This window comes from Streptomyces sp. NPDC059169 (assembly GCF_042755225.1).
GTDB lineage: Bacteria > Actinomycetota > Actinomycetes > Streptomycetales > Streptomycetaceae > Streptomyces.
This window is the reverse complement of sequence record NZ_JBHZCF010000020.1, coordinates 45,450-66,854: the sequence shown is the minus strand read 5'-3', so window position 1 is coordinate 66,854 and position 21,405 is coordinate 45,450. Positions and strand designations below refer to the sequence as shown.

Here is a 21,405-nt window from a genome sequence, read left to right as displayed (position 1 = left end):
ACGCCGTCCGGGACCGTCCGGCGCCGCGGCACAGCGTCCCTACGTGCCGGTGCTGACCGGGGCGAGGTGTCGACCGCCGGGCGCGCGTCGGGCGAAATGCGCGGGCGAGTCCGGGCATGAGCCTGCCACAATCGACCCATGACCACGCTCAAGTCCAAGCTGCAGGAAGACCTCACCGAGGCGATCAGGGCGCGCGACGAGCTGCGCTCCTCGACGCTCCGGCTGACCCTCTCCGCGATCACCAAGGAGGAGGTCGCGGGCGAGGAGGCGCGTGAGCTCTCCGACGACGAGGTCCAGAAGGTGATCGCCAGGGAGGCGAAGAAGCGTCGCGAGGCGGCCGAGGCCTTCGGCCAAGCTGGTCGCACCGAGCAGGCCGACCGGGAGAAGGCGGAGGGCGAGATCCTCGACACCTATCTCCCGAAGCAGCTGACGGACGACGAGCTCGCCGGCATCGTGGCCCAGGCGGTCGAGGAGGCCAAGGCCGCCGGCGCCGAGGGCCCGCGCGCGATGGGCGCGGTCATGAAGATCGTGAACCCGAAGGTGGCGGGTCGTGCCGAGGGCGGCCGTGTTGCCGCCGCCGTCAAGAAGCTGTTGGCCGGCTGAGGTTGTCGCGCGCCGGTGCGGCGGCTCGCCCGACGGGTCGCGGCGCGGGTGCTGGTGGGGGACCCTTGTCGTCGACCGCCCGACGTCGATGCCGGTCCGATGGTCCCTGCGCCGCCGACCGGTCCGAGGGGGCCGCGCCGCCGGCCGTCAGAGAGGCCCGGGCCACTGCTGGCCCCGAGAGGCTCCACCGCCCGGCGCGCGTCGTCCGCTCCGAAGAACCCGGCAGCGCGCCGCCCTCGCCGGAGCTCCGCCACGACTGAGCGTCCACGGCGGGCCGGAGCCGCGGCATGACGTAGGGCCACGGTCCTCGCAACTCCCACAGATCGCGGGTGTTGCGAGGACCGTTAGAACCCAAGCTCGGCACCGGGGCCCTGTCCCGTCCACACGGGCGGGGAGCCGGGGGCGGACCGGGCGTCAGCCCCGCCTGCCCGGCTTCCCGCCGCCGCCGTCCTGCCCGCGGACGACGTTGCCGCCGATGAAGTCCGGTGGGAGCGAGATTCCGGGCCACGGGTCCTGGCCGCCGTTCCGGCCCGGCTTGCCACGGTCACCGGGGTGCTTGCCCTTGTCCCCCCGTTCCTTCGGACCGTCGGGGATGTTGACGCCGTTGAAGCCGGGGGCCTCCTTGCCCTCCAGCGCGCCGGTCATCGCGTCCCTCCAGATGGGGCCGGGCACCTGACCGCCGAAGACCTTGGCGTGGTACACCCCGCCGATGGTGATGTTCACCATCTTCACCTTCTGGGTGGCGCTGCCGACCCACACGGCGCCCGCCAGGTTCGGCGTGTAGCCCACGAACCAGGCGTTCTTGCGCTCGTCGGTCGTACCCGTCTTGCCGGCGTTGTCACGGTTGGACAGGCCGGCTTCCTGGCCGGTGCCGGAGTCGACCACGCCGCGCAGCAGCGTGTTTATGGTGTCCGCGGTCCGCTCGGACATCACCTTGCCGCACTCGGACCGCGGCACCTTGAGGCTCTTGCCGTCGGACGTGGTGATGGATTCGATCGCGTTCGGCGTGCAGTAGGTGCCGCGGTTCGCGAACGTCGCGTAGGCGTTGGCCATCGTCAGCGGCGCGATACCGGTGGAGCCGAGGGTCAGTGGCGAGGGCTTCACCGGCAGCTTCGCGCCGCTGCCCTGCACCACACCCAGCTTGTCGGTCATCTCGACGACCGGGCAGAGCCCTATGTCCTCGATCATCTGGACGAAGTACGTGTTGACCGACTTGGCCATGGCCTCCTTGAGCGCGTACGGGCCGACTTCCTTCTCGTTCTCGTTCTCCAGGGTGTCGCCCTGGTTCCGCCAGGTTCCGGAGCAGGTCGGGATGGAGTCCGGGTAGGGCATCCTGAACGGCGCCGAGTACACCTGGGTCGGAGGCCGGCCCTGCTCCAGTGCGGCCGCGGCCACGAACGGCTTGAACGTCGAACCGACCGGAAAGCCGAAGTTCGACCCGCCCATCTTCTGGTTGACCGAGTAGTTGATCTGCGTCTCGTTGGTGCCGAAGCCGTACGGCTTGGACTGGCCCATCGCGATGATCTTGCCGGTGCCCGGCTGGACCATCGTGACCGCCGCCGCCACCTTGTCGCTCTGCTTGACGTGGCTCTTCAGGGAGTCCTGCGCCGACCGCTGGGCTTGCGGGTCGAGTGAGGTCCGGATGGTGAGGCCGCCCCGGTTCCAGATCTTCGCGCGTTCTTCCTTGGTCTTGCCGAAGACCGGGTCGGAGAGGAAGACCTCGCGGACGTAGTCGCAGAAGAAGCCCGCACCGTTGACGGCCGTGATGCAGCCGTTCTTCGGCTTGCTGACCTTCAGCTTTATCGGGGTCTTCTTGGCCTGGTCCGCCTCTTCCTGGGAGATGTCACCGACGTCGGCCATCCTCTGCAGCACGGTGTTGCGCCGCTTGATGGCCTCGCGCTCGTTGTTGACGGGGTCGTACAAGCTCGGCGACTGGACGGTGCCCGCGAGCAGCGCCGCCTCTTCCAGGGTCAGGTCCTTGGCCGGCTTGGAGAAGTAGCGCTGGGACGCTGCCTCGACTCCGTAGGCCTGCTGCCCGAAGAAGGTGATGTTGAGGTAGTTCTCGAGGATCTTCTTCTTCCCGAGTTCTTCCTCGACCTGGATCGCGTACTTCAGCTCGCGGACCTTGCGGCCGATGGTCTGCTGGGTGGCCTGCGCGACCTTGTCGGGGTCGTCACCGGCTTCCTCGACGAAGACGTTCTTGACGTACTGCTGGGTGAGCGTCGAGGCGCCCTGTGCGACTCCACCCTGCTGGGCGTTGCGGTTGAGCGCGCGGAGCACGCCCCTGAGGTCGATCGCCCCGTGCTCGTAGAAGCGTGCGTCCTCGATCGCGACGATCGCCTTCTGCATGTGCGGCGAGATGTCCTTGAGCGGGACGACGGTGCGGTCGCGGGAGTAGACCGTGGCGATCTGGCCGCCCTTGGAGTCCAGGATCGTGGTGCGCTGGCTCAGCGGAGGGGTCTTCAGGTTGGCTGGGATCGTGTCGAACCCCTCGACCGTTCCCTTGGCTGCGAGCCCGAGTGCACCGGCGGCCGGCAGGGCGATGCCGGCCAGTACGGCTCCGGAGAGCACGCTGACCCCGAGGAACTTGGCGGCCTGCTGGGTCCCGGTCAGACCTCCGCCCGAGCGCTTCTTTGGCATGGCTGCAGCCTAATCCGTACGCATGCACGTTCCGATGGAGCGGGTGTCCCCCGGGAGATTCGATTGCAGGATCGTGACCTCCCGGGGGCCTCCCCCGGTGCGGTGCGGTGCGTGGCGCGGCGGGTGTCCCCTCCGGCCGGCGGGCCCCCGGCGCAGTCGGTGACACGGGGCCAGGGGAGGACTGCCCGCGAGCCTGCGTGGGTCGTGTGGCGCCTGCTCCGCCGCACGACCCACGGGCGTGGTCCGGTGCGGCACGGCCCGGGCCTTGGACGCCGCAGGTGCGGCACGGCGGGGTGACGTTGGTCACCGTCGTGCGCGCAGGCATCGCCACGGGGCGCCGCGAGGGTTGCCGTGAACGACTCCGGCGTTCTTCGCTGGAGGTTCGGTACAGGCCTTCGACGTGCAGTGACGCGGGGCATCGAGCCGCGCGTGTTCGGTGGAGGGCGCCCTCTGGGCACTCCTCGCGCGCGAGGGCGCGACCGCGCGACGTGCCGACGTTGCCAATCGCCGGACAGGCGTCCAGGCATTGGCCTAAGCTGCTCTCAACTGTCACAGCAGTGTGGTTGCGTATCAAGACCACGCGACAGCCCCGGACCATCCCACGAGGCGGCGCCTTCCCCCGGCTGTTCCGCCGAACTATCCCCATTTTCAGATTCGTTACGTATGTCCTCACCTCACTCCCCTGGGTGATCTGCCGCGTACGCATAGTCCGTTCGGGCCATTCAAGATTGGGCCCGAAGGGGGTGTTGCGCTGTGCCCACCTTCCGTAACGTCCTCAACTGGCAGCGGTGAATATGCCGCTGCCGCCGTGGGGGAGCCTCGATTCGGGAGAGGACGGCGCCGGAATGGGCTGGGTAACCGACTGGAGTGCGCAGGCAGCCTGCCGCACTACCGATCCGGATGAACTGTTCGTACAAGGAGCGGCGCAGAACAGGGCCAAGGCAGTGTGCACCGGATGCCCGGTGCGCACCGAGTGCCTGGCCGACGCGCTCGACAATCGCGTCGAGTTCGGGGTGTGGGGTGGTATGACGGAACGGGAGCGGCGCGCGTTGCTGCGGAGGCGACCCACGGTCACTTCGTGGCGCAGGCTGCTCGAGACCGCGCGTACGGAGTACGAGCGGAGCGCGGGCATCCTGCCCGTCGGGCTGGAGGACGACGAGACCTACGAGACGTACGCGGCCGTGGGGTAGCGGCATCCTCAGAACACCGTTCCGCGGCTGGAGTCCGTTGGGTGGCTCCGGCCGTTGGGCAACCCGTCCGTCGTGTCCGGGCGCGGCGGTGGTCGACTGTTCCGTCCGGTCGTGACGTGCCCGTGTGGGCGGAGCGTCCGCACGGCGTGCGGAGCATCTCTGTGGCGCGTCATCGGGCTATTGCGGCTGCCGTTCGGGCAGCCGCTCCGTACCGCGGCGCGTGCAACGGTGCTTGTTGCCCTTCGGATCCTGTCCGCCGGTCCTACGCGGGCCGGTCGTCCACGGCCGGGGGACGTCGATGTGTGCGCGCCTTCGTGCAGCCTGCCCGCGCAGCCTCGCCTGCGCGTGTGGCTGTCCGCCGATGCCGCCACCTGTGCCCGCCCGTGTCGCGCCGCGCGCCAGGGGCGGGTGAGCGACCTGGGCCAGGTGCGTCGGGGTTTCGGCGCGGCGCCTAGCCTGCCTGGCTCCCGCCGGCCGCGAGCCGGTCACCAATGGCTCGGAGCCCTGCGAGGTCGTGCACATCGGCCGCCAGAGCACCTACTTCGGTCACCGCCACCTCGGGGTGGAGCGCGGTGAACCGGTCGCGCGTGCGTTGTTCGCGCGCGAGCACCTGCATCCGTTCGGCATGGAGGCGCAGCAGACCCGCGGTCAGCTGCGTGGTCGGAGGTGGTGAAGGGCGTTCGGCAGCAGGCTCCACGGTGGGAGAGGGGTCCGTGGAGCCACGAACACCAGCTTTCCCGTCCACCTGATCCACAATGCCGTTTTCATCAAGATTTTCTGCGGCGGCCAGAGCCCGCTCGGCCGACAGCCGGGAGGCGCCGCTGGTGTGGACCCGGTTGAGCACCAGACCCGCCAGGGGCATCTCCTCGGCGGCCAGCCGTTCCACGAAGTACGCCGCTTCGCGCAGTGCGTCCCGTTCCGGGGCGGCGACCACGAGGAACGCCGTGCCCGGTGCCTGGAGCAGCCGGTAGGTGGCGTCCGCACGGGTGCGGAACCCGCCGAACATCGTGTCCATCGCCGCCACGAAGGTCTGTACGTCCCGCAGGAGTTGGCCGCCCAGCAGTTTGCCGAGAGTGCCGGTCATCATCGACATGCCGACGTTCAGGAACTTCATCCCGGCCCGGCCACCCATCTTCGCGGGCGCCACCAGTAGTCTGATGAGCTTGCCGTCCAGGAACGAGCCGAGTCGCTTCGGCGCGTCCAGGAAGTCCAGCGCCGAACGGGACGGGGGTGTGTCGACCACGATCAGGTCCCACTCGTCGCGCGCCCTCAACTGGCCCAGCTTCTCCATCGCCATGTACTCCTGCGTGCCGGCGAATCCGGCGGACAGGGACTGGTAGAAGGGGTTCGCCAGGATCGCGCGGGCCCGCTCCGGGTCGGCGTGCGCCTCGACGATCTCGTCGAAGGTGCGCTTCATGTCGAGCATCATGGCGTGCAACTCGCCGGGACCATCGAGCCCTTCCACCCGCCGCGGGGTGTTGTCGAGCAGGTCGATGCCCATGGACTGGGCGAGCCGGCGCGCCGGGTCGATGGTCAGCACGACCACCTTGCGGCCGCGTTCCGCCGCCCGCAGGCCCAGCGCCGCCGCGGTCGTCGTCTTTCCGACGCCGCCGGCCCCGCAGCACACGATGATGCGGTTCTCCAGGTCGTCGAGCAGGGGATCGACATCGAGCCGGGAGGCGTCCCGCAGTACGATGCCAGGTGCCGTGCGCGGTGTCATTCGTTCACCCCGAGCTTTCGCAGTTCGGTCGCCAGCTGGTACAGCCCGGCCAGGTCGATCCCCTCGCTCAGCAGGGGGAGTTCGTACGTCGGTAGCCCCAGCCCGTCCAGCACCGCGCGCTGTTCGCGTTCCAGCTCGACCCGTTGCGCGTGCTCGGCGGCCTGCTCCAGCAGCGGGGTGACGAGCCGCGACGCGCCGCCCACGCCGGCGGCCGCGAGCGCGGCGGCGATGTCCTTGCGGCGACCGGTGGTCGCCGCCGCGCGAACGGCCTCCTCGTCGAGGATGTGCGGCCGCACCATGTTCACGATCACCTTGCCGGTCGGAAGGTCCGCGGCGCGCAGCTCGGCGACGCCGTCCGCGGTCTCCTGGACGGGCATCTCCTCCAGGAGCGTCACCAGGTGCACCGCCGTTTCCGCGGACTTCAGCACCCGCATCACGGCCTGGGCCTGATTGTGTATCGGGCCGATCTTCGCGAGGCCGGCCACCTCGTCGTTGACGTTCAGGAAGCGGGTGATGCGGCCGGTGGGCGGGGCGTCCATGACGACGTAGTCGTAGGCGTAACGCCCTTGTTTGTCGCGCCGGCGAACGGCCTCGCAGGCCTTACCGGTGAGCAGGACGTCCCGCACGCCCGGGGCGATGGTGGTGGCGAAGTCGACCGCACCGAGCTTCTTCAGGGCCCGGCCCGCCGAGCCCAGCTTGTAGAACATCTGGAGGTAGTCGAGGAGCGCCCGCTCGGCGTCGATGGCCAGCGCGAACACCTCGCCACCGCCCGGGGCGACGGCGATCTTGCGTTCCTCGTACGGCAACGCCTCCGTCTCGAAGAGCTGCGCGATGCCTTGCCTGCCCTCGACCTCCACGAGGAGGGCGCGCTTCCCCTCGGTCGCGAGGGCGAGCGCGAGGGCCGCGGCGACCGTCGTCTTACCGGTACCGCCCTTGCCGCTGACGACCTGAAGCCTGCTCACGCCTTCGAGCCTAACCAGTCGGCCTCGAGCCTAAGCGACCCCGGGTCGGCTTGGCGGGTTCGGGCGGCGGCGGGCGGGGATTGGCGGGTGCACCGCGAAGGAGCGGTGCGGTCCCGTCTGTTACCCCGGGCCTGTTACGCCCCTTTCGTCACCTGTGGTCCGTTGCCCGTGCCGACTCCGCCCGGTCGGCCCGTGACGTCGCCGGGAGGGTGCAGTGGAACCGGCCCCCGAGGTGCCGTGACCACCACGGCCCGCGCCCGCACCTGCCGTTCGGGCGCCCCAGCCGCACGGACGGCAACGCCAGCCGGGCGCCCCGGCCTTTCGCCGGCGCCACCACCGGTGCCCGTGGGCTGCGTCACGGGGCATCCCGTCGGTGCGGCTACAGTCGGCTCCATGACCAAGTGGGAATACGCGACCGTGCCCCTTCTCGTGCACGCGACCAAGCAGATCCTGGACACCTGGGGCGAGGACGGCTGGGAGCTCGTCCAGGTCGTCCCCGGGCCGAACAACCCCGAGCAGCTGGTGGCCTACCTGAAGCGGGAGAAGAGCGCATGAGCGCCGTGGAGGCGAAGGTCGCCGAGCTCGGACTGACCCTGCCGGAGGTCGTGCCGCCGCTCGCCGCGTACCAGCCGGCCGTCCAGTCGGGCCCGTACGTCTACACCTCGGGCCAGCTCCCGATGGTGGAGGGCAAGCTGCCCGTCACCGGCAAGGTCGGTGCCGAGGTGACGGCCGAGGAGGCCAAGGCCCTGGCCGCCACCTGTGCGCTGAACGCCCTGGCCGCGGTGAAGTCGGTCGCCGGGGACCTGGACCGCATCGCGCGGGTCGTGAAGGTCGTCGGCTTCGTCGCGTCGGCGGCGGACTTCACCGGGCAGCCGGGCGTCGTCAACGGCGCGAGCGAGTTGCTGGGCGCGGTCCTCGGCGACAAGGGCGTGCACGCGCGCAGCGCCGTGGGTGTCGCGGTGCTGCCGTTGGACGCCCCCGTCGAGGTCGAGATCCAGGTGGAGCTCGTGCAGGGCTGACGCCCGAGGGCGGGTGCGACCGGCCGTCACCGACGGCCGGTCCGGCTGCGGGTCCGCTGCCCGGTGGACTCCTCGGGGGCGCGGGGCGGGCGCAGGATCCTCCGGACGCCCCGGCGGGCAGCACCGTTCCGGCACCCCGTCGCACCGCCGTGCCGTGCGGCACGGCCCGCGAGGGACGGGGAAGTGCGGCTCCGCGAGGAGAATCCGGCGTCGAAGCCTGAGATGATCGAAGGGGCGGACGGGGCTCCGTCCGGCGCCGCGGCCACCTCTCGAACATCCGCGCGTGAACGCATAGCATCCGCCCATGTCCAATGGTCAGTGGTACCCACCGGAATGGCCCGACCGGATCCGGGCGCTCGCCAGTGGCGAGCTCGTCGCCGTCACCCCGAGGCGGGCGGCGACCGTGATGCTGCTCAAGGACACTCCGGAGGGCGTCTACGTCCACATGCTGCGCCGACGGGCCTCCATGGCCTTCGCTGGCGGCGCGTACGTGTATCCCGGCGGCGGCGTGGACGAGCGGGACTCCCGCCCCGTCCGCTGGGCCGGCCCTCCGCCGGCGGAGTGGGCGGACCGGCTCGGCGTCGAGGACGAGGCGTCCGCGCAGGCCGTGGTGTGTGCAGCGGTCCGGGAGACCTATGAAGAGGCGGGCGTGCTGCTCGCCGGAGAAACCGCGGACTCGGTCGTCAGCGACACGACCGGTGACGACTGGGAGGCGGACCGGGCCGCCCTGGTCACCCGGGAGCTGGGCTTCGCTGAGTTCCTCGACCGGCGCGGGCTGGTGTTGCGTTCGGACCTGCTGGGCGCGTGGGCCCGTTGGATCACTCCGGAGTTCGAGCCGCGCCGCTTCGACACCTGGTTCTTCGTCGCAGCCCTGCCCGACGGACAGCGCACCAGGAACGCCTCCACGGAGGCGGACCGCACGGTGTGGATCCGTCCCGCGGAGGCCGCAGCCGGGTACGACAAGGGCGAGCTGCTCATGATGCCGCCGACGATCGCGACGCTCCGGGTGCTGCAGCGGTACGGGGCCGCCGGCGACGCCCTCGCGGCGGCCGTGGAGCGGGACCTCGCCCCGATTCTCGCCGAGGCCCGACTGGAGGGGGACGAGCTGGTCCTCAGCTGGCCCGGCCACGACGAGTTCACCAAGCACATTTCCACGGGACCCCCGGGAGGCTCCCGATGACGAACGCAGCGGCGCTGCCGGGTCAGCCGCGGGGCTCCGTGGTGTCGGGACCCGCGACCCCGCGCGCGGTCAACGTCCTCGCGCCCAACCCGTCCGCGATGACCCTCGACGGCACCAACACCTGGATCGTCTCCGAGCCCGATTCCAACCTCGCCGTCGTCATCGACCCGGGACCGCTCGACGACGCGCACCTGCAGCACGTCGTCGCCACCGCCGAGGAGGCGGGGAAGCGGATAGCGCTGACCCTGCTCACCCACGGTCACCCCGACCACGCGGAGGGTGCGGGCAGGTTCGCCGAGCTGACCGGAACGAAGGTACGGGCCCTCGACCCCGCGCTGCGCCTCGGCGACGAGGGGCTGTCAGCGGGGCAGGTGATCACGACCGGCGGTCTCGAGATGCGGGTTGTCCCCACACCCGGGCACACGGCGGACTCGCTCTGCTTCCATCTGCCCGCCGATCGTGCGGTCCTCACGGGGGACACCGTCCTCGGCCGGGGTACGACCGTCGTCGCGCACCCGGACGGGCGCCTCGGCGACTACCTCGACTCGCTACGTCGACTGCGTTCACTGACGGTCGACGACGGGGTGCACACGGTCCTGCCGGGGCACGGTCCCGTCCTGGACGACGCCCAGGGCGTCGTCGAGTTCTACCTCGCGCACCGGGCGAACCGCCTGGCCCAGGTCGAGACGGCCGTGGAGAACGGGCACGGCAGCGCGGCCGAGGTGGTCGCGCACGTGTACGCGGACGTGGACAGGTCCCTGTGGCCCGCGGCCGAGCTCTCCGTGCGGGCACAGCTCGAGTACCTGCGCGAACACGGTCTGATCTAGCTCGGGGGTACCCCCGCTCCACCCCCTTGCCCCCGGGTGCTTTACTCTCCGCTTACTTTCGGCATGCCGTCTTGCTCTCGGCATGTCGTCCGTCGTTCGTACGCGGTCCGTGGACGGTCCGCACTTGGGGGGTAGCAGTGTTCGTCCTGTCCGTCCTGCTCGTCATCGCCGCGGTGGTGCTGTACGTCGTCGCGCGCACGAGCGACCGGCGCGGCCTCAAGGCCGGCGCCGCCGCCACACTGGTCGCGGGCCTGTTCGCGGGCACGGCCAGCATGGTCTACGTCGTCAGCGCCTACGAGGTGGGCGTCCCGGTCGTCTTCGGCAGGGTCGGCGCGCCGATGACGTCCGGCATGCACCTCACGTCGCCGTTCACGAGTGTCACGACGTTCTCGACCCGCCCGGTGGACCTCAACCTCTCGGACAAGGACGTGGTCGAGGTGCGGTCGAGCCAGGGCGGCGTCATGTACGTGGAGGTCACGGTCAAGTGGGCGGTCACGCCCGGGAAGGCTGTGGAGCTCTACAAACTGGCGGGCAGCGAGGGAGCCATCCAGCAGCGGCTCGTGTATCCGGACAGCCGGGAGATCGTCCGCAACGTCTTCGCCCGCTACACGAGCGAGCAGGGCTACACCTCGGCCCGCGAGAAGATCAACACCGAGATCGGTGCGTTGATCAAGGAGCGTCTGGCCCCGCGCGGCATCGATGTGACCACGGTCAACCTGCGCAACGTGAAGCCGTCGGACCGGCTCCAGGACCAGATCGACCGCAAGATCCAGCAGCAGCAGGCGACGGAGCGCGCACTGGAAGCGGCGCGTACGGCGACGGCCGAGGCGGAGCGGCGCCGCATCGAGGCGGAGGGCATCGCCCGCGCCAACAAGATCCTCAACAATTCGCTGAGCGACAAGGTCCTGATGAACCAGTGCATCGACGCCTTCAAGGAGGCGGCGGCCAAGCACCCCGTGTACGCGGTCCCGTGCGGTGGCGGAACCGGGAACCCGCTGATCGTGGACGGCACGAAGAACTGACGCGCCGAATCGACCGCAGACAGGACGGAGGCCGCTCCGGTGTGTACCGGGGCGGCCTCCTGCGTTCGTTCGCCGGCGAACCGTGCGTGAACCGCGCGAACGGTCCTCGTGCCGAAGGTCTCAGCGGGAGCGCTTGGCGAGCCGCTCCACGTCGAGCAGGATCACGGCCCGCGCCTCCAGGCGCAGCCAGCCGCGCTGGGCGAAGTCGGCGAGTGCCTTGTTGACGGTCTCGCGGGAGGCGCCGACCAGCTGGGCCAGCTCCTCCTGGGTCAGGTCGTGCACGACGTGGATGCCCTCCTCCGACTGCACACCGAAGCGGCGCGACAGGTCGAGCAGCGCGCGCGCCACACGACCCGGGACGTCGGAGAAGACCAGGTCGGACATCTGGTCGTTGGTCTTGCGCAGCCGCCGTGCCACGGCGCGCAGCAGGGCGGTGGCCACTTCCGGGCGTGCGTTCAGCCACGGCTGGAGGTCGCCGTGGCCGAGGCCGAGCAGCTTCACCTCGGTGAGCGCGGTGGCGGTCGCCGTGCGCGGGCCCGGGTCGAAGAGCGACAACTCGCCGATCAGCTCACCGGGGCCGAGTACCGCCAGCATGTTCTCGCGGCCGTCGGGCGAGGTGCGGTGGAGCTTGACCTTGCCTTCGGTGACCACGTACAGGCGGTCACCGGGGTCGCCCTCGTGGAAGAGCGCGTCGCCGCGGGCGAGCGTCACTTCACTCATCGAGGCGCGGAGCTCCGCGGCCTGCTCGTCATCGAGCGCCGCGAAGAGCGGGGCGCGCCGCAGAACGTCGTCCACGAGTTCTCTCCTTGTCGACCTGCTCAGGGGACGGTGGTCCCCATGATGCCGCACCGGAAAACAGTGCGATCGATCACAAGGGTCCGACACAAGTTTGACGCACGGCCGTGTCCTGCCGGGAGCCAGGGGTCGAATCGGGTGGTGATCCGCTGTGGCCGGGGCGTAAGCCGACGGTGACCTTTAGGCTGGCCGGGTGTCCAATTCGCCGGTGAAAGCACAGGCCGAGGGGGCCGGAAGAGTGTCAGGGGAGCAGAATTCCGCCGTGGGCGAACAGTCGCCGCCCGCATCGACGAAAGCCGCAAAAGGGTCAAATGGCAGGACCTCGCGGGCGTCGCAGGCTGCGCGGCCTGCGAAGACCCGGGGCGCCGGGAGGCGCACGAAGACCGCCGAGGAGGCCGAGAGCGCGAAGGGGACCGGGAGGGCGAAGGTGACCGAGAACACCCAGGCAGCCAAGAGCGCCAAAGCGACCAGGAGCGCGAAGGCGGCCAAAGCCGGCGGGTCGTCCTCGGCCACGGCCCGGACAGCGGGTCGGAGGTCCGTCGCGTCCTCCGGCGCCGAGCCCCCGGCGAAGACCGCGGCCAAGCCGGAATCGCGGCTCGCGATGGTCCGTCGCGCCCGGCGGATCAACCGGGAACTGGCCGACGTGTACCCGTACGCACATCCCGAGCTCGACTTCCGGAACCCGTTCCAGCTGCTCGTCGCCACCGTCCTGTCTGCCCAGACGACCGATCTGCGCGTCAACCAGACGACCCCGGCCCTCTTCGCCAGGTACCCCACCCCCGAGGACATGGCCGCCGCCGTGCCCGAGGAGCTCGAGGAACTCATCAGGCCCACCGGCTTCTTCCGAGCCAAGGCCAAGTCACTGATCGGACTGTCCGCGGCGCTGAGGGACAACTTCGGCGGTGAGGTCCCCGGGCGGCTCGAAGACCTCGTCACGCTGCCCGGGGTGGGCCGCAAGACGGCTTTCGTCGTGCTCGGCAACGCGTTCGGGGTCCCGGGCATCACCGTCGACACCCACTTCATGCGGCTCGCCCGCCGCTGGAGGTGGACGGAGCAGGAGGACCCGGTGAAGATCGAGGCGGAAATCGCGACGATCTTCCCCAGGAGCGAGTGGACGATGCTCTCGCACCGGGTGATCTTCCACGGTCGGCGCATCTGCCACGCGCGCAGGCCCGCCTGCGGCGCCTGCCCGATCACCCACCTGTGTCCTGCGTACGGCGAGGGCGAGACCGACCCCGAGAAGGCGAAGAAGCTGCTCAAGTACGAGATGGGCGGCTACCCCGGCCAGCGGTTGAACCCGCCGCCCGACTATCCGGGCACGCCCGCTCCGCCGCTGAGCGCCACGTGACGCGCCGCGCCGCCGCACGTCCCGCCGTGGCTCGCGGACCGGTCCGTCGGCGTGTGGTGCCGCTCCCCGTCCACGGGCAGCCCGGAGGCCCCCTCCCCGAAGCACACGATCCAGGGGCACCCCCTCCGGCGCTCGCACGGCACGGACGGACCGCCGGGGGGCGGGGTTCCCACCACGGGGGTCCCGCGGGCCCGGTGCCGGCCTGCGCGGGAGCGTCCGGCGGTACGGGGGCGTCTCCCTCCGGGAGGGGGCCATGGCCGTCCTCGTCCGAGGGCGGGGCCCCGAGGGGCTTCTCACGCCGGGCCGCCGTCTCTCCGGTGGCGTCCGGGCGGAGGGTCGGTCCCCTGCGGCACCGCCGGGTCGGTCGTGCCGGAACGTGCCCCTGCGCCCGCCCTTCCGGCTGCGCGTGGAACGATCCCGGCCACCGCACGCGTTGCACACGACGGGGGTGCCCATGACACGCACAGACGAGACGTACGACGGCGACCTGGCCGTGACGAGCGACGGTCTGCCCGACTGGCTGGCTCCGGTCGACCGGGCGGCCAGGACCGTGGCCCCCGAGCAACTGAGTCGGTTCCTCCCGCCCGAGGGCGGCGGAGGACGCCAGTCAGCGGTGCTCATCCTCTTCGGGCACGGCGCCCGGGGCCCGGAGCTGCTGCTCATGGAGCGTGCGAGCAGTCTGCGCTCGCACGCCGGACAGGCGTCGTTCCCCGGCGGTGCGCTGGACCCCGAGGACGGAAATCCGACCACCACCGGTCCGCTCCGTGCCGCCCTCCGCGAGGCGGAGGAGGAGACCGGCCTCGAGCCGGCCGGCGTCCAGATCTTCGGTGTGCTGCCGCGCCTGTACATTCCCGTCAGCGCGTTCGTGGTGACCCCCGTCCTCGGCTGGTGGCGCGACCCCAGTCCCGTCAGGGCGGTCGACCTCGCGGAGACCGCCCGTGTCTTCACGGTTCCCGTGGCGGATCTCACGGATCCGGACAACCGAGCAACGACGGTCCATCCCAGCGGTCACCTGGGCCCGGCATTCCTGGTCGAGGACGCTCTGGTCTGGGGTTTCACCGCCGGAGTGATCGACCGCATCCTTCATTTCGCCGGTTGGGAGCAGCCCTGGGACCGCGCGAAGCGGGTCACGCTCGACTGGCGCGCATGAGAGCGTTGCCCACGTGCTGTGTTTGCCCGGAGCCCGGCTCGGCTTCACCCCGTGTTGACCTGAGAACCCCCGGCCGGACCGAATGCCGGACGACGAAACTGCGAGGCTAATGACGGTGAACGTGCTGGACATCCTGTTGTTGGTCGCCGCCGTGTGGTTCGCGATCGTCGGTTACCGCCAGGGCTTCGTCGTCGGCATCCTGTCGGTGGTCGGCTTCCTCGGCGGTGGACTCGTCGCCGTCTATCTGCTCCCTTTCCTCTGGGACAAGATCACCAACGAGGCCGAGGTCACCACGAGCGTCGCGATCGTCGCCGTGGTGATCGTGATCGTCTGTGCCTCCGTCGGGCAAGCCTTCACCACGCACCTCGGCAGCCGGCTACGCCGCCACATCACGTGGTCGCCGGCGCGTGCCGTCGACGCGACGGGCGGCGCGGTCGTCAACGTCGTGGCCATGCTGCTCGTCGCCTGGCTGATCGGTTCCGCGCTCGCGGGAACATCCCTGCCGACACTCGGCAAAGAGGTGCGCAACTCCAAGGTCCTCCTCGGCGTATCGCGGGTGCTGCCCGCTCAGGCCTCGGGATGGTTCACCGATTTCTCCTCGGTCCTCGCGCAGAACGGCTTCCCCCAGGTCTTCAGCCCGTTCGCCAACGAGCCCATCACCGAAGTGCGCGCACCCGACCCGGCGCTCGCCAACAGTCCGGTGGCGGCCCGCTCGCAGCGGTCCATCGTCAAGGTCGTCGGCACGGCGCCGAGCTGCAACAAGGTGCTCGAAGGCACCGGATTCGTCTTCGCCCCACGACGCGTCATGACCAATGCCCACGTCGTCGGGGGCGTCAGCGAACCCACCGTCCAGATAGGCGGCCAGGGGCGGCTGTACGACGCCAAGGTCGTGCTCTACGACTGGCGCCGGGACATCGCCGTACTGGACGTGCCCGACCTGGAGGCGCCCCCGCTCAGCTTCACCGACACCGACGCCCGCACCGGCGACAGCGCGATCGTCGCGGGCTTCCCCGAGAACGGCTCGTACGACGTGCGCTCCGCGCGGGTCCGCGGCCGCATCGACGCCAACGGCCCCGACATCTACCGCCGCGGTGAAGTGCGCCGCGATGTCTACTCGCTGTTTACGACGGTCCGCCAGGGGAACTCCGGAGGTCCGCTGCTCACCCCCGAGGGCGACGTGTACGGAGTGATCTTTGCCAGGTCGCTCGACGACACCCGCACCGGCTACGCCCTGACGGCCGATGAGATCCGTGACGACATCAGGCTCGGCCGGAGCGCCAACCAGCAGGTCGACAGCCAGGGCTGCGCACTGTGACGCCGCGGCGGGTCAGCCGCGAGGGTGGCGGAGCCGCGCCGAGACCCAACGGGCCCGGCGGCGGAGGATACGCGGGATCCCGAGACGGGGGTCGTGTCCCTGCCCTTGCGGGCGGCTCCTCCCGTCGGTGATCGGCGCGGAGGCCGAGCGGGAAGTGCTTGCCGTGTCACCGTAGTCGTGCGTCCAGCCCATACCCCGACGTGTGCCCCTGCGCCAAGGTCGGTAACCGTATCGGGGACCGCCAATTGGCCTATGCGCGAGGCAATGCCCATGTGTCGGACACCCGTTCGGCCCGACGCCTTCGTGAGCGGAGAGCCCCTTTCCGCCCGGCGCTTGGACCCGACGGTCCCGCCCACCCTGCGCCCGGCCGCACGCCTGGCGGGTCGCACGATGTCACCGGTCAGGTTCGGGGTCCTTCAGCCAGTTGATGAGTTCCGTGGAGAACGCCACCGGGTCCTCCTCGTGAGGGAAGTGCCCGAGGCCGTCGAAAAGGCGCCATCGGTACGGGGCTTCGACGTACTCGCCCGACCCGGCTGCGCTGCGCGTGCGCATCGCGGGGTCGAGCGAACCGTGCAGGTGCAGCGTCGGCACCCGCACGGGCCGCTTCATCCGTCGGTTGAACTGGATGCCGTCGGGGCGGGCCATCGACCGCACCATCCACCGGTACGGCTCGATCGAGCAGTGTGCTGTTGACGGGATGCACATGGCTCGCCGGTAGACGTCCAGCACCTCCTCCTCCGGCGGCTGTGGGCCCGACCAGTCCTGGATCAGTCGACCCACCAAGGCTGCGTCGTCCGCGACCAGCTGACGCTCCGGCAGCCACGGCCGCTGGAAGCCCCAGACGTACGACCCGGCGCGGCTCTGGGCGTAGTCGCCGAGCATCGATGAACGCCAACGGCGCGGGTGCGGCATGGAGGAGACCGCGAGGCGGCGCACCAGCTTGGGCCGCATGACCGCCGCCGTCCAGGCGAGATAGCCGCCCAGGTCGTGGCCGACGAGCGCCGCGTCGGGCTCGCCGAGGGACCGTACGACCCCCGTGATGTCGAGGGCGAGGTTCGCCGGGTCGTACCCGCGTGGGGTGCGGTCACTGCCGCCCACCCCTCGCAGGTCCATGGCCACCGCGCGGAACCCGGCGTCCGCGAGCGCGGTCAGCTGGTGTCGCCACGTCCACCAGAACTGCGGGAACCCGTGGAGCAGTAGTACCAGCGGCCCGTCGCCCAACTCGGCGATGTGGAAGCGCGCACCATTGGCCGCCACGTCCCGGTGGGTCCATGGACCCCCGATCCGTACCGGGCTGCCATGGCCCTTGCCGTACCCGCGGTCGCTGTCGGCCGAGGGCGTGTCAGGTGCCGTCATGCCGACGAGCGTGCCACAGCAGTGGACGACTCCGGTGCCGGACGGGGGTGCGGCTTCGCGTTCTGCAGCACGGCAGCGGTCTGCTTCGCCGAGGCGATCGTGCGCTCCGGTGGCTTGACCTTCTTGAACTTGGACACCGCGACCAGCGCCAGGATCCCGGCCAGCAGCAGGAACGCCGCCCCCACGATCAAGAACGACCAGGCGAGCCCGAGGCCCAGGTTGTGGATGCCGTACGCGGCGGCGAAACTCAGCACCGGCAGGGAGAACAGCGCCAGGACACCGGCGACGCTCACAGCCGCACCGCCCGTCACGCCGCGCTTGACGTCCTGTCGGATCTCCGCCTTGGCGAGTGCGATCTCGTCGTGCACCAGGGCGGACATCTCGGTGGTCGCGAGCGCGACCAGCTGCCCGACCGTTTTGTCGGTGCCGGCCAGCCGGACCGGACCGACCGCGTCGCCCGCGGCCTCGAGGGCGGTACCTGCGCTGCTGCCGGGGTCGCTCATCGCTGTATCCCTCATCTCTGCTTCGTCTCCGTGGTCAGATCATGCCGGACGGTCGCCGTCGCCGCGCGACGCCCCCGCGACTTGTGCCTTGCGCCGGTGCTCCGCCGCCTTCTCCTCGTAGATTGCGGCCATCCGAAGGTGGTACTGCGGGTTGTCCTGTTCATACACGTCCGGTATGCCGTCCAGGTCCTCGTCGCGCTCCTCCTCGTCGCACAGCGCCCGGTAGGTGCGTACCCGCAGTTTGAGCAGCACGCTCGCGAGGACCGCGGCGATGAGGGAGCCCATCAGCACCGCGGCCTTCACCTCGTCCGTCAGCAGCGGGTCACCGGCGAAGGCCAGCTCGCCGATGAGGAGGGAGACGGTGAAGCCGATCCCGGCGAGCGACGCCACGGCGAAGACGTCCGCCCAGGCAAGGTCCTCATTGAGTTCGGCCTTGGTGAACCGGGCGGCGAGCCAGGTACCGCCGAAGATGCCGACCGACTTGCCCACCACCAGCCCGAGGACGACGCCGAGGGTCTCGGGCTTGCCGAAGACGTCGGTGAGGGCGCTCCCGGAGATCGTCACCCCGGCCGAGAACAGGGCGAACAGCGGCACGGCGAGACCGGCGGAGACCGGGCGTACGAGGTGCTCGATGTGCTCGCCGGGCGACTGATCCTCGCCCTCGTGCCTGGTGCAGCGCAGCATGAGGCCCATCGCCACTCCGGCGATGGTGGCGTGGACCCCGCTGTTGTACATCAGGCCCCAGATGACCAAGGCGAGTGGTACGTACACGTACCAGCCGCGTACGCCCTTGTGGAGGAGCAGCCAGAAGACGCCGAGTCCGACGATCGCGCCCGCGAGGGCGGCGAAGTTCAGGTCGCCGGTGAAGAAGATCGCGATGATCAGGATCGCGAAGAGGTCGTCCACGACGGCGAGGGTGAGCAGGAACGCCCGTATCGCGGAGGGCAGTGAGGTACCGATGACCGCGAGGACGGCCAGGGCGAAGGCGATGTCGGTGGCCGTCGGGACGGCCCAGCCGGCCATCGAGCCGCCGCCCGCCGCGCTGACCACCGCGTAGACGACCGCGGGTGCGACCATGCCGCAGATCGCTGCGATCACCGGCAGGGCCGCTGCTCTGGGGTCGCGGAGCTCGCCCGCGACCAGTTCGCGCTTGAGCTCGATGCCGGCGACGAAGAAGAAGACGGCGAGCAGTCCGTCGGCGGCCCAGTGCTGGACGGACAGGTCGAGGCCCAGTGCGGCCGGGCCCAGGTGGAAGTTGCCCACCGCCTCGTAGCTGTCGCTCAGGTTCGCCCATATGAGGGCGGCGACGGCCGCTGCGAGGAGCAGGATGCCGCCGACGGTCTCAGCGCGCAGCGCATCCGTGAGGTACGTCCGCTCGGGGAGTGGTAGACGTCCTAGGAACTTACGGGCAGTGGGGGTCGGCGCGGGCACGTGCGGGCACCTCCGGTCTGACGGGCATGGGTGAACACATGCCGACCAGACTTCCCGGCTCACCTGGATCTTCGCAGTGCACTCTCAATCGATCATTACTTTACCTAAGAGTTTGCCCGGGTGCACAAGAGAGGTCTGGCGAGCTTCACCATAGGCGCAGAACGGGGCACCCGGCGCGTTGATGCCGGGTGCCCCGAGGAGTGCGCGGGGAGACCGATCAGTCTTCCGCAGCCGCCGCCGGCAGCTTGGACTGGATCAGATCCATCACCGAGGAGTCGGTGAGGGTGGTGACATCGCCGAGCTCGCGGTTCTCGGCGACATCGCGCAGCAGCCGGCGCATGATCTTGCCCGAGCGCGTCTTGGGTAGTTCGGCCACGGGGAGGATGCGCTTGGGCTTGGCGATCGGCCCGAGCGTCGCACCGACGTGGTTGCGCAGGTCCGCGACGAGCCCAGCGTCATTCGCGTCCGCCGCGGCGCTTCCGCGCAGGATCACGAAGGCCACGATGGCCTGGCCGGTGGTCTCGTCCGCCGCTCCCACTACGGCGGCCTCGGCGACCTTCGGGTGGGAGACCAGGGCGGACTCGACCTCGGTGGTCGAGATGTTGTGCCCCGAGACCAGCATGACGTCGTCGACGCGGCCCAGCAGCCAGACGTCGCCGTCGTCGTCCTTCTTCGCGCCGTCACCCGCGAAGTACCTGCCCTCGAACCTCGACCAGTAGGTGTCGATGTAGCGCTGGTCGTCACCCCAGATGGTGCGGAGCATCGACGGCCACGGCTCGGTGAGCACCAGGTAGCCTCCGCCACCGTCGGGCACTTCACGGGCCTCGTCGTCCACGACCGTCGCGGAGATGCCTGGGAGCGGGCGCTGCGCGGAGCCCGGCTTGGTCTCGGTGACACCGGGCAGCGGAGAGATCATCATGGCGCCGGTCTCGGTCTGCCACCACGTGTCGACGATGGGGCACCTTCCGCCGCCGATGTGCTCCCGGTACCAGATCCAGGCCTCGGGGTTGATCGGCTCCCCGACCGAACCGAGGATGCGCAGGCTGGAGAGGTCGAACTTGGCGGGGATGTCGTCCCCCCACTTCATGAACGTACGGATCGCCGTCGGCGCCGTGTAGAGGATCGTCACGCCGTACTTCTGCACGATCTCCCAGAAGCGCCCCTGGTGCGGGGTGTCGGGCGTGCCCTCGTACATCACCTGCGTGGCGCCGTTGGCCAGCGGTCCGTAGACGATGTAGGAGTGACCGGTCACCCAGCCGATGTCGGCGGTGCACCAGTAGACGTCGGACTCCGGCTTGAGGTCGAAGACGGCGTGGTGGGTGTAGGCCGCCTGGGTGAGGTATCCGCCGGAGGTGTGCAGGATGCCCTTGGGCTTACCCGTCGTCCCGGACGTGTAGAGGATGAAGAGCGGGTGCTCCGCGTCGAATGCCTCGGGCGTGTGGTCGCTCGACTGGCGTCCGACGATGTCGTCCCACCACACGTCCCGTCCCTCGGTGAAGTCGACGTCCTGGCCGGTCCTGCGGACGACGAGCACGTGCTCGACCTGCGGGCACTTTCCGACGGCGTCGTCGATGGCCGGCTTGAGGGCGCTCGGTTTGCCCCGGCGGTAGCCCCCGTCGGCCGTGATCACGAGCTTCGCGTCGGCGTCCTGGATGCGGGAGGCGACCGCATCGGCCGAGAAGCCGCCGAAGACGACGGAGTGGGCCGCGCCGATGCGGGCGCAGGCAAGCATCGCAACGGCCGCCTCGGGGATCATCGGGAGGTAGACGGCGACGCGGTCGCCCTTGCGCACCCCCAGCTCCGTCAGGGCGTTGGCGGCCTTGGAGACTTCGTCCTTGAGCTCGGCGTAGGTGAGGGCCCGGCTGTCGCCCGGTTCGCCCTCGAAGTGGATCGCGACGCGGTCGCCGTGGCCCGCCTCGACGTGCCGGTCCACACAGTTGTACGCGACGTTCAGCCTGCCGTCGGCGAACCACTTGGCGAACGGGGGGTTCGACCAGTCGAGGGTCTCGGTCGGCTCGGTGGCCCAGGTGAGCCGGCGGGCCTGCTCGGCCCAGAAGCCGAGCCGGTCCGCCGCCGCCTGCTCGTACGCCTCGGCTGTCACGTTGGCGTTCGCGGCGAGCTCGGCCGGCGGCGCGAACTTCCGCTCCTCCTTGAGCAGGTTGGCCAGGCTTTCGTTGCTCACGACTTCTCCCTTTCCCAGGGCGTCCTATGTGCCTATGTGTCCCAGGCCATAGCTCATCAGGCAGAAGGCCGGGTGACAAGAGCCTTCGAAAGATTGGTTTAGACCTCTTTGTTCAGTTCCGTCGCCCGTGAGGACGAGCGGCCCCTCCTCCCCGGGCGGTGG

The 21,405-nt window shown here is 70.3% G+C and carries 19 protein-coding genes; 10 read left to right on the top strand and 9 right to left on the bottom strand.

The annotated features are described in order from the left end of the window. The first annotated feature begins 138 nt into the window (after nt 1-138). Complete coding sequence (locus tag ACFXOM_RS29975) at nt 139-603, top strand: GatB/YqeY domain-containing protein (RefSeq protein ID WP_384939764.1); 465 nt, start codon at nt 139-141, stop codon at nt 601-603. A gap of 414 nt (nt 604-1,017) precedes the next feature. Here ACFXOM_RS29975 and ACFXOM_RS29970 read toward each other — a convergent pair whose 3' ends face one another. Beyond that, nucleotides 1,018-3,243, bottom strand: coding sequence for a transglycosylase domain-containing protein (locus ACFXOM_RS29970; protein WP_384939766.1), 2,226 nt, complete (start codon nt 3,241-3,243; stop codon nt 1,018-1,020). Nucleotides 3,244-4,088: 845 nt separating this feature from the next. Between ACFXOM_RS29970 and ACFXOM_RS29965 the strand changes: the two genes are divergently transcribed. Beyond that, nucleotides 4,089-4,433, top strand: a complete 345-nt coding sequence (locus tag ACFXOM_RS29965; protein ID WP_266381103.1) for a WhiB family transcriptional regulator — start codon at nt 4,089-4,091, stop codon at nt 4,431-4,433. Between the two features lie 451 nt (nt 4,434-4,884). On the opposite strand, the gene ACFXOM_RS29960 is transcribed toward ACFXOM_RS29965, so the two are convergent. Then, complete coding sequence (locus ACFXOM_RS29960) at nt 4,885-6,153, bottom strand: ArsA family ATPase (RefSeq protein ID WP_385040375.1); 1,269 nt, start codon at nt 6,151-6,153, stop codon at nt 4,885-4,887. After that, the gene (locus tag ACFXOM_RS29955; protein WP_384939770.1) at nt 6,150-7,115 is read right to left on the bottom strand and encodes an ArsA family ATPase; all 966 of its coding nucleotides are present in this window, start codon (nt 7,113-7,115) and stop codon (nt 6,150-6,152) included. The genes ACFXOM_RS29960 and ACFXOM_RS29955 overlap by 4 nt, the downstream gene beginning before the upstream one ends. Before the next feature lie 393 nt (nt 7,116-7,508). On the opposite strand from ACFXOM_RS29955, the gene ACFXOM_RS29950 reads away from it, so the two are divergent. From ACFXOM_RS29950 to ACFXOM_RS29930, 5 genes are all read left to right on the top strand, one after another. Further along, nucleotides 7,509-7,670, top strand: a complete 162-nt coding sequence (locus ACFXOM_RS29950) for a DUF4177 domain-containing protein (RefSeq protein ID WP_075033571.1) — start codon at nt 7,509-7,511, stop codon at nt 7,668-7,670. Beyond that, nucleotides 7,667-8,134: a RidA family protein gene (locus tag ACFXOM_RS29945; protein WP_384939772.1), complete on the top strand. Its 468-nt coding sequence runs from the start codon at nt 7,667-7,669 to the stop codon at nt 8,132-8,134. The genes ACFXOM_RS29950 and ACFXOM_RS29945 overlap by 4 nt, the downstream gene beginning before the upstream one ends. A 304-nt stretch (nt 8,135-8,438) precedes the next feature. Beyond that, nucleotides 8,439-9,314 (top strand): NUDIX hydrolase, encoded by an 876-nt coding sequence (locus tag ACFXOM_RS29940; protein WP_384939774.1) that lies wholly within the window; start codon nt 8,439-8,441, stop codon nt 9,312-9,314. Beyond that, the gene (locus ACFXOM_RS29935) at nt 9,311-10,141 is read left to right on the top strand and encodes an MBL fold metallo-hydrolase (RefSeq protein ID WP_385040372.1); all 831 of its coding nucleotides are present in this window, start codon (nt 9,311-9,313) and stop codon (nt 10,139-10,141) included. The genes ACFXOM_RS29940 and ACFXOM_RS29935 overlap by 4 nt, the downstream gene beginning before the upstream one ends. 137 nt (nt 10,142-10,278) lie before the next feature. Beyond that, nucleotides 10,279-11,163, top strand: coding sequence for a prohibitin family protein (locus ACFXOM_RS29930; protein ID WP_384946322.1), 885 nt, complete (start codon nt 10,279-10,281; stop codon nt 11,161-11,163). Between the two features lie 120 nt (nt 11,164-11,283). Here the strand turns inward: ACFXOM_RS29930 and ACFXOM_RS29925 are convergent, their stop codons facing one another. Next, nucleotides 11,284-11,958, bottom strand: coding sequence for a Crp/Fnr family transcriptional regulator (locus ACFXOM_RS29925; RefSeq protein WP_017947815.1), 675 nt, complete (start codon nt 11,956-11,958; stop codon nt 11,284-11,286). Between the two features lie 427 nt (nt 11,959-12,385). Here ACFXOM_RS29925 and nth point away from each other — a divergent pair, with 427 nt between their 5' ends. From nth to ACFXOM_RS29910, 3 genes are all read left to right on the top strand, one after another. Continuing rightward, on the top strand, nt 12,386-13,306 hold the full coding sequence (gene nth / locus ACFXOM_RS29920; RefSeq protein ID WP_384946324.1) for an endonuclease III: 921 nt from the start codon (nt 12,386-12,388) through the stop codon (nt 13,304-13,306). A 454-nt stretch (nt 13,307-13,760) separates the two neighbouring features. Continuing rightward, nucleotides 13,761-14,456 carry an NUDIX hydrolase gene (locus ACFXOM_RS29915; RefSeq protein ID WP_384939782.1) on the top strand — a complete coding sequence of 232 codons (696 nt, stop codon included), beginning with the start codon at nt 13,761-13,763 and terminating at the stop codon, nt 14,454-14,456. A 115-nt stretch (nt 14,457-14,571) separates the two neighbouring features. Beyond that, complete coding sequence (locus ACFXOM_RS29910; protein WP_384946518.1) at nt 14,572-15,771, top strand: MarP family serine protease; 1,200 nt, start codon at nt 14,572-14,574, stop codon at nt 15,769-15,771. A gap of 12 nt (nt 15,772-15,783) precedes the next feature. Here ACFXOM_RS29910 and ACFXOM_RS29905 read toward each other — a convergent pair whose 3' ends face one another. The 5 genes from ACFXOM_RS29905 to acs form a co-directional block, all read right to left on the bottom strand. Then, a complete protein-coding gene (locus ACFXOM_RS29905) occupies nt 15,784-15,963 on the bottom strand; it encodes a hypothetical protein (RefSeq protein ID WP_384939784.1) in 180 nt (59 codons plus the stop codon). Between the two features lie 201 nt (nt 15,964-16,164). Next, nucleotides 16,165-17,127: an alpha/beta fold hydrolase gene (locus ACFXOM_RS29900; protein ID WP_384939786.1), complete on the bottom strand. Its 963-nt coding sequence runs from the start codon at nt 17,125-17,127 to the stop codon at nt 16,165-16,167. Then, on the bottom strand, nt 17,124-17,630 hold the full coding sequence (locus ACFXOM_RS29895) for a phage holin family protein (protein ID WP_384939788.1): 507 nt from the start codon (nt 17,628-17,630) through the stop codon (nt 17,124-17,126). Before ACFXOM_RS29895 ends, ACFXOM_RS29900 begins: the two co-directional genes overlap by 4 nt. Before the next feature lie 39 nt (nt 17,631-17,669). Continuing rightward, entirely contained in the window at nt 17,670-19,061 is a 1,392-nt protein-coding gene (nhaA, locus tag ACFXOM_RS29890) for a Na+/H+ antiporter NhaA (protein WP_384939790.1), read from the bottom strand. Nucleotides 19,062-19,278: 217 nt separating this feature from the next. Next, a complete protein-coding gene (acs, locus tag ACFXOM_RS29885) occupies nt 19,279-21,243 on the bottom strand; it encodes an acetate--CoA ligase (RefSeq protein WP_384939792.1) in 1,965 nt (654 codons plus the stop codon). Nucleotides 21,244-21,405: the final 162 nt, after the last annotated feature.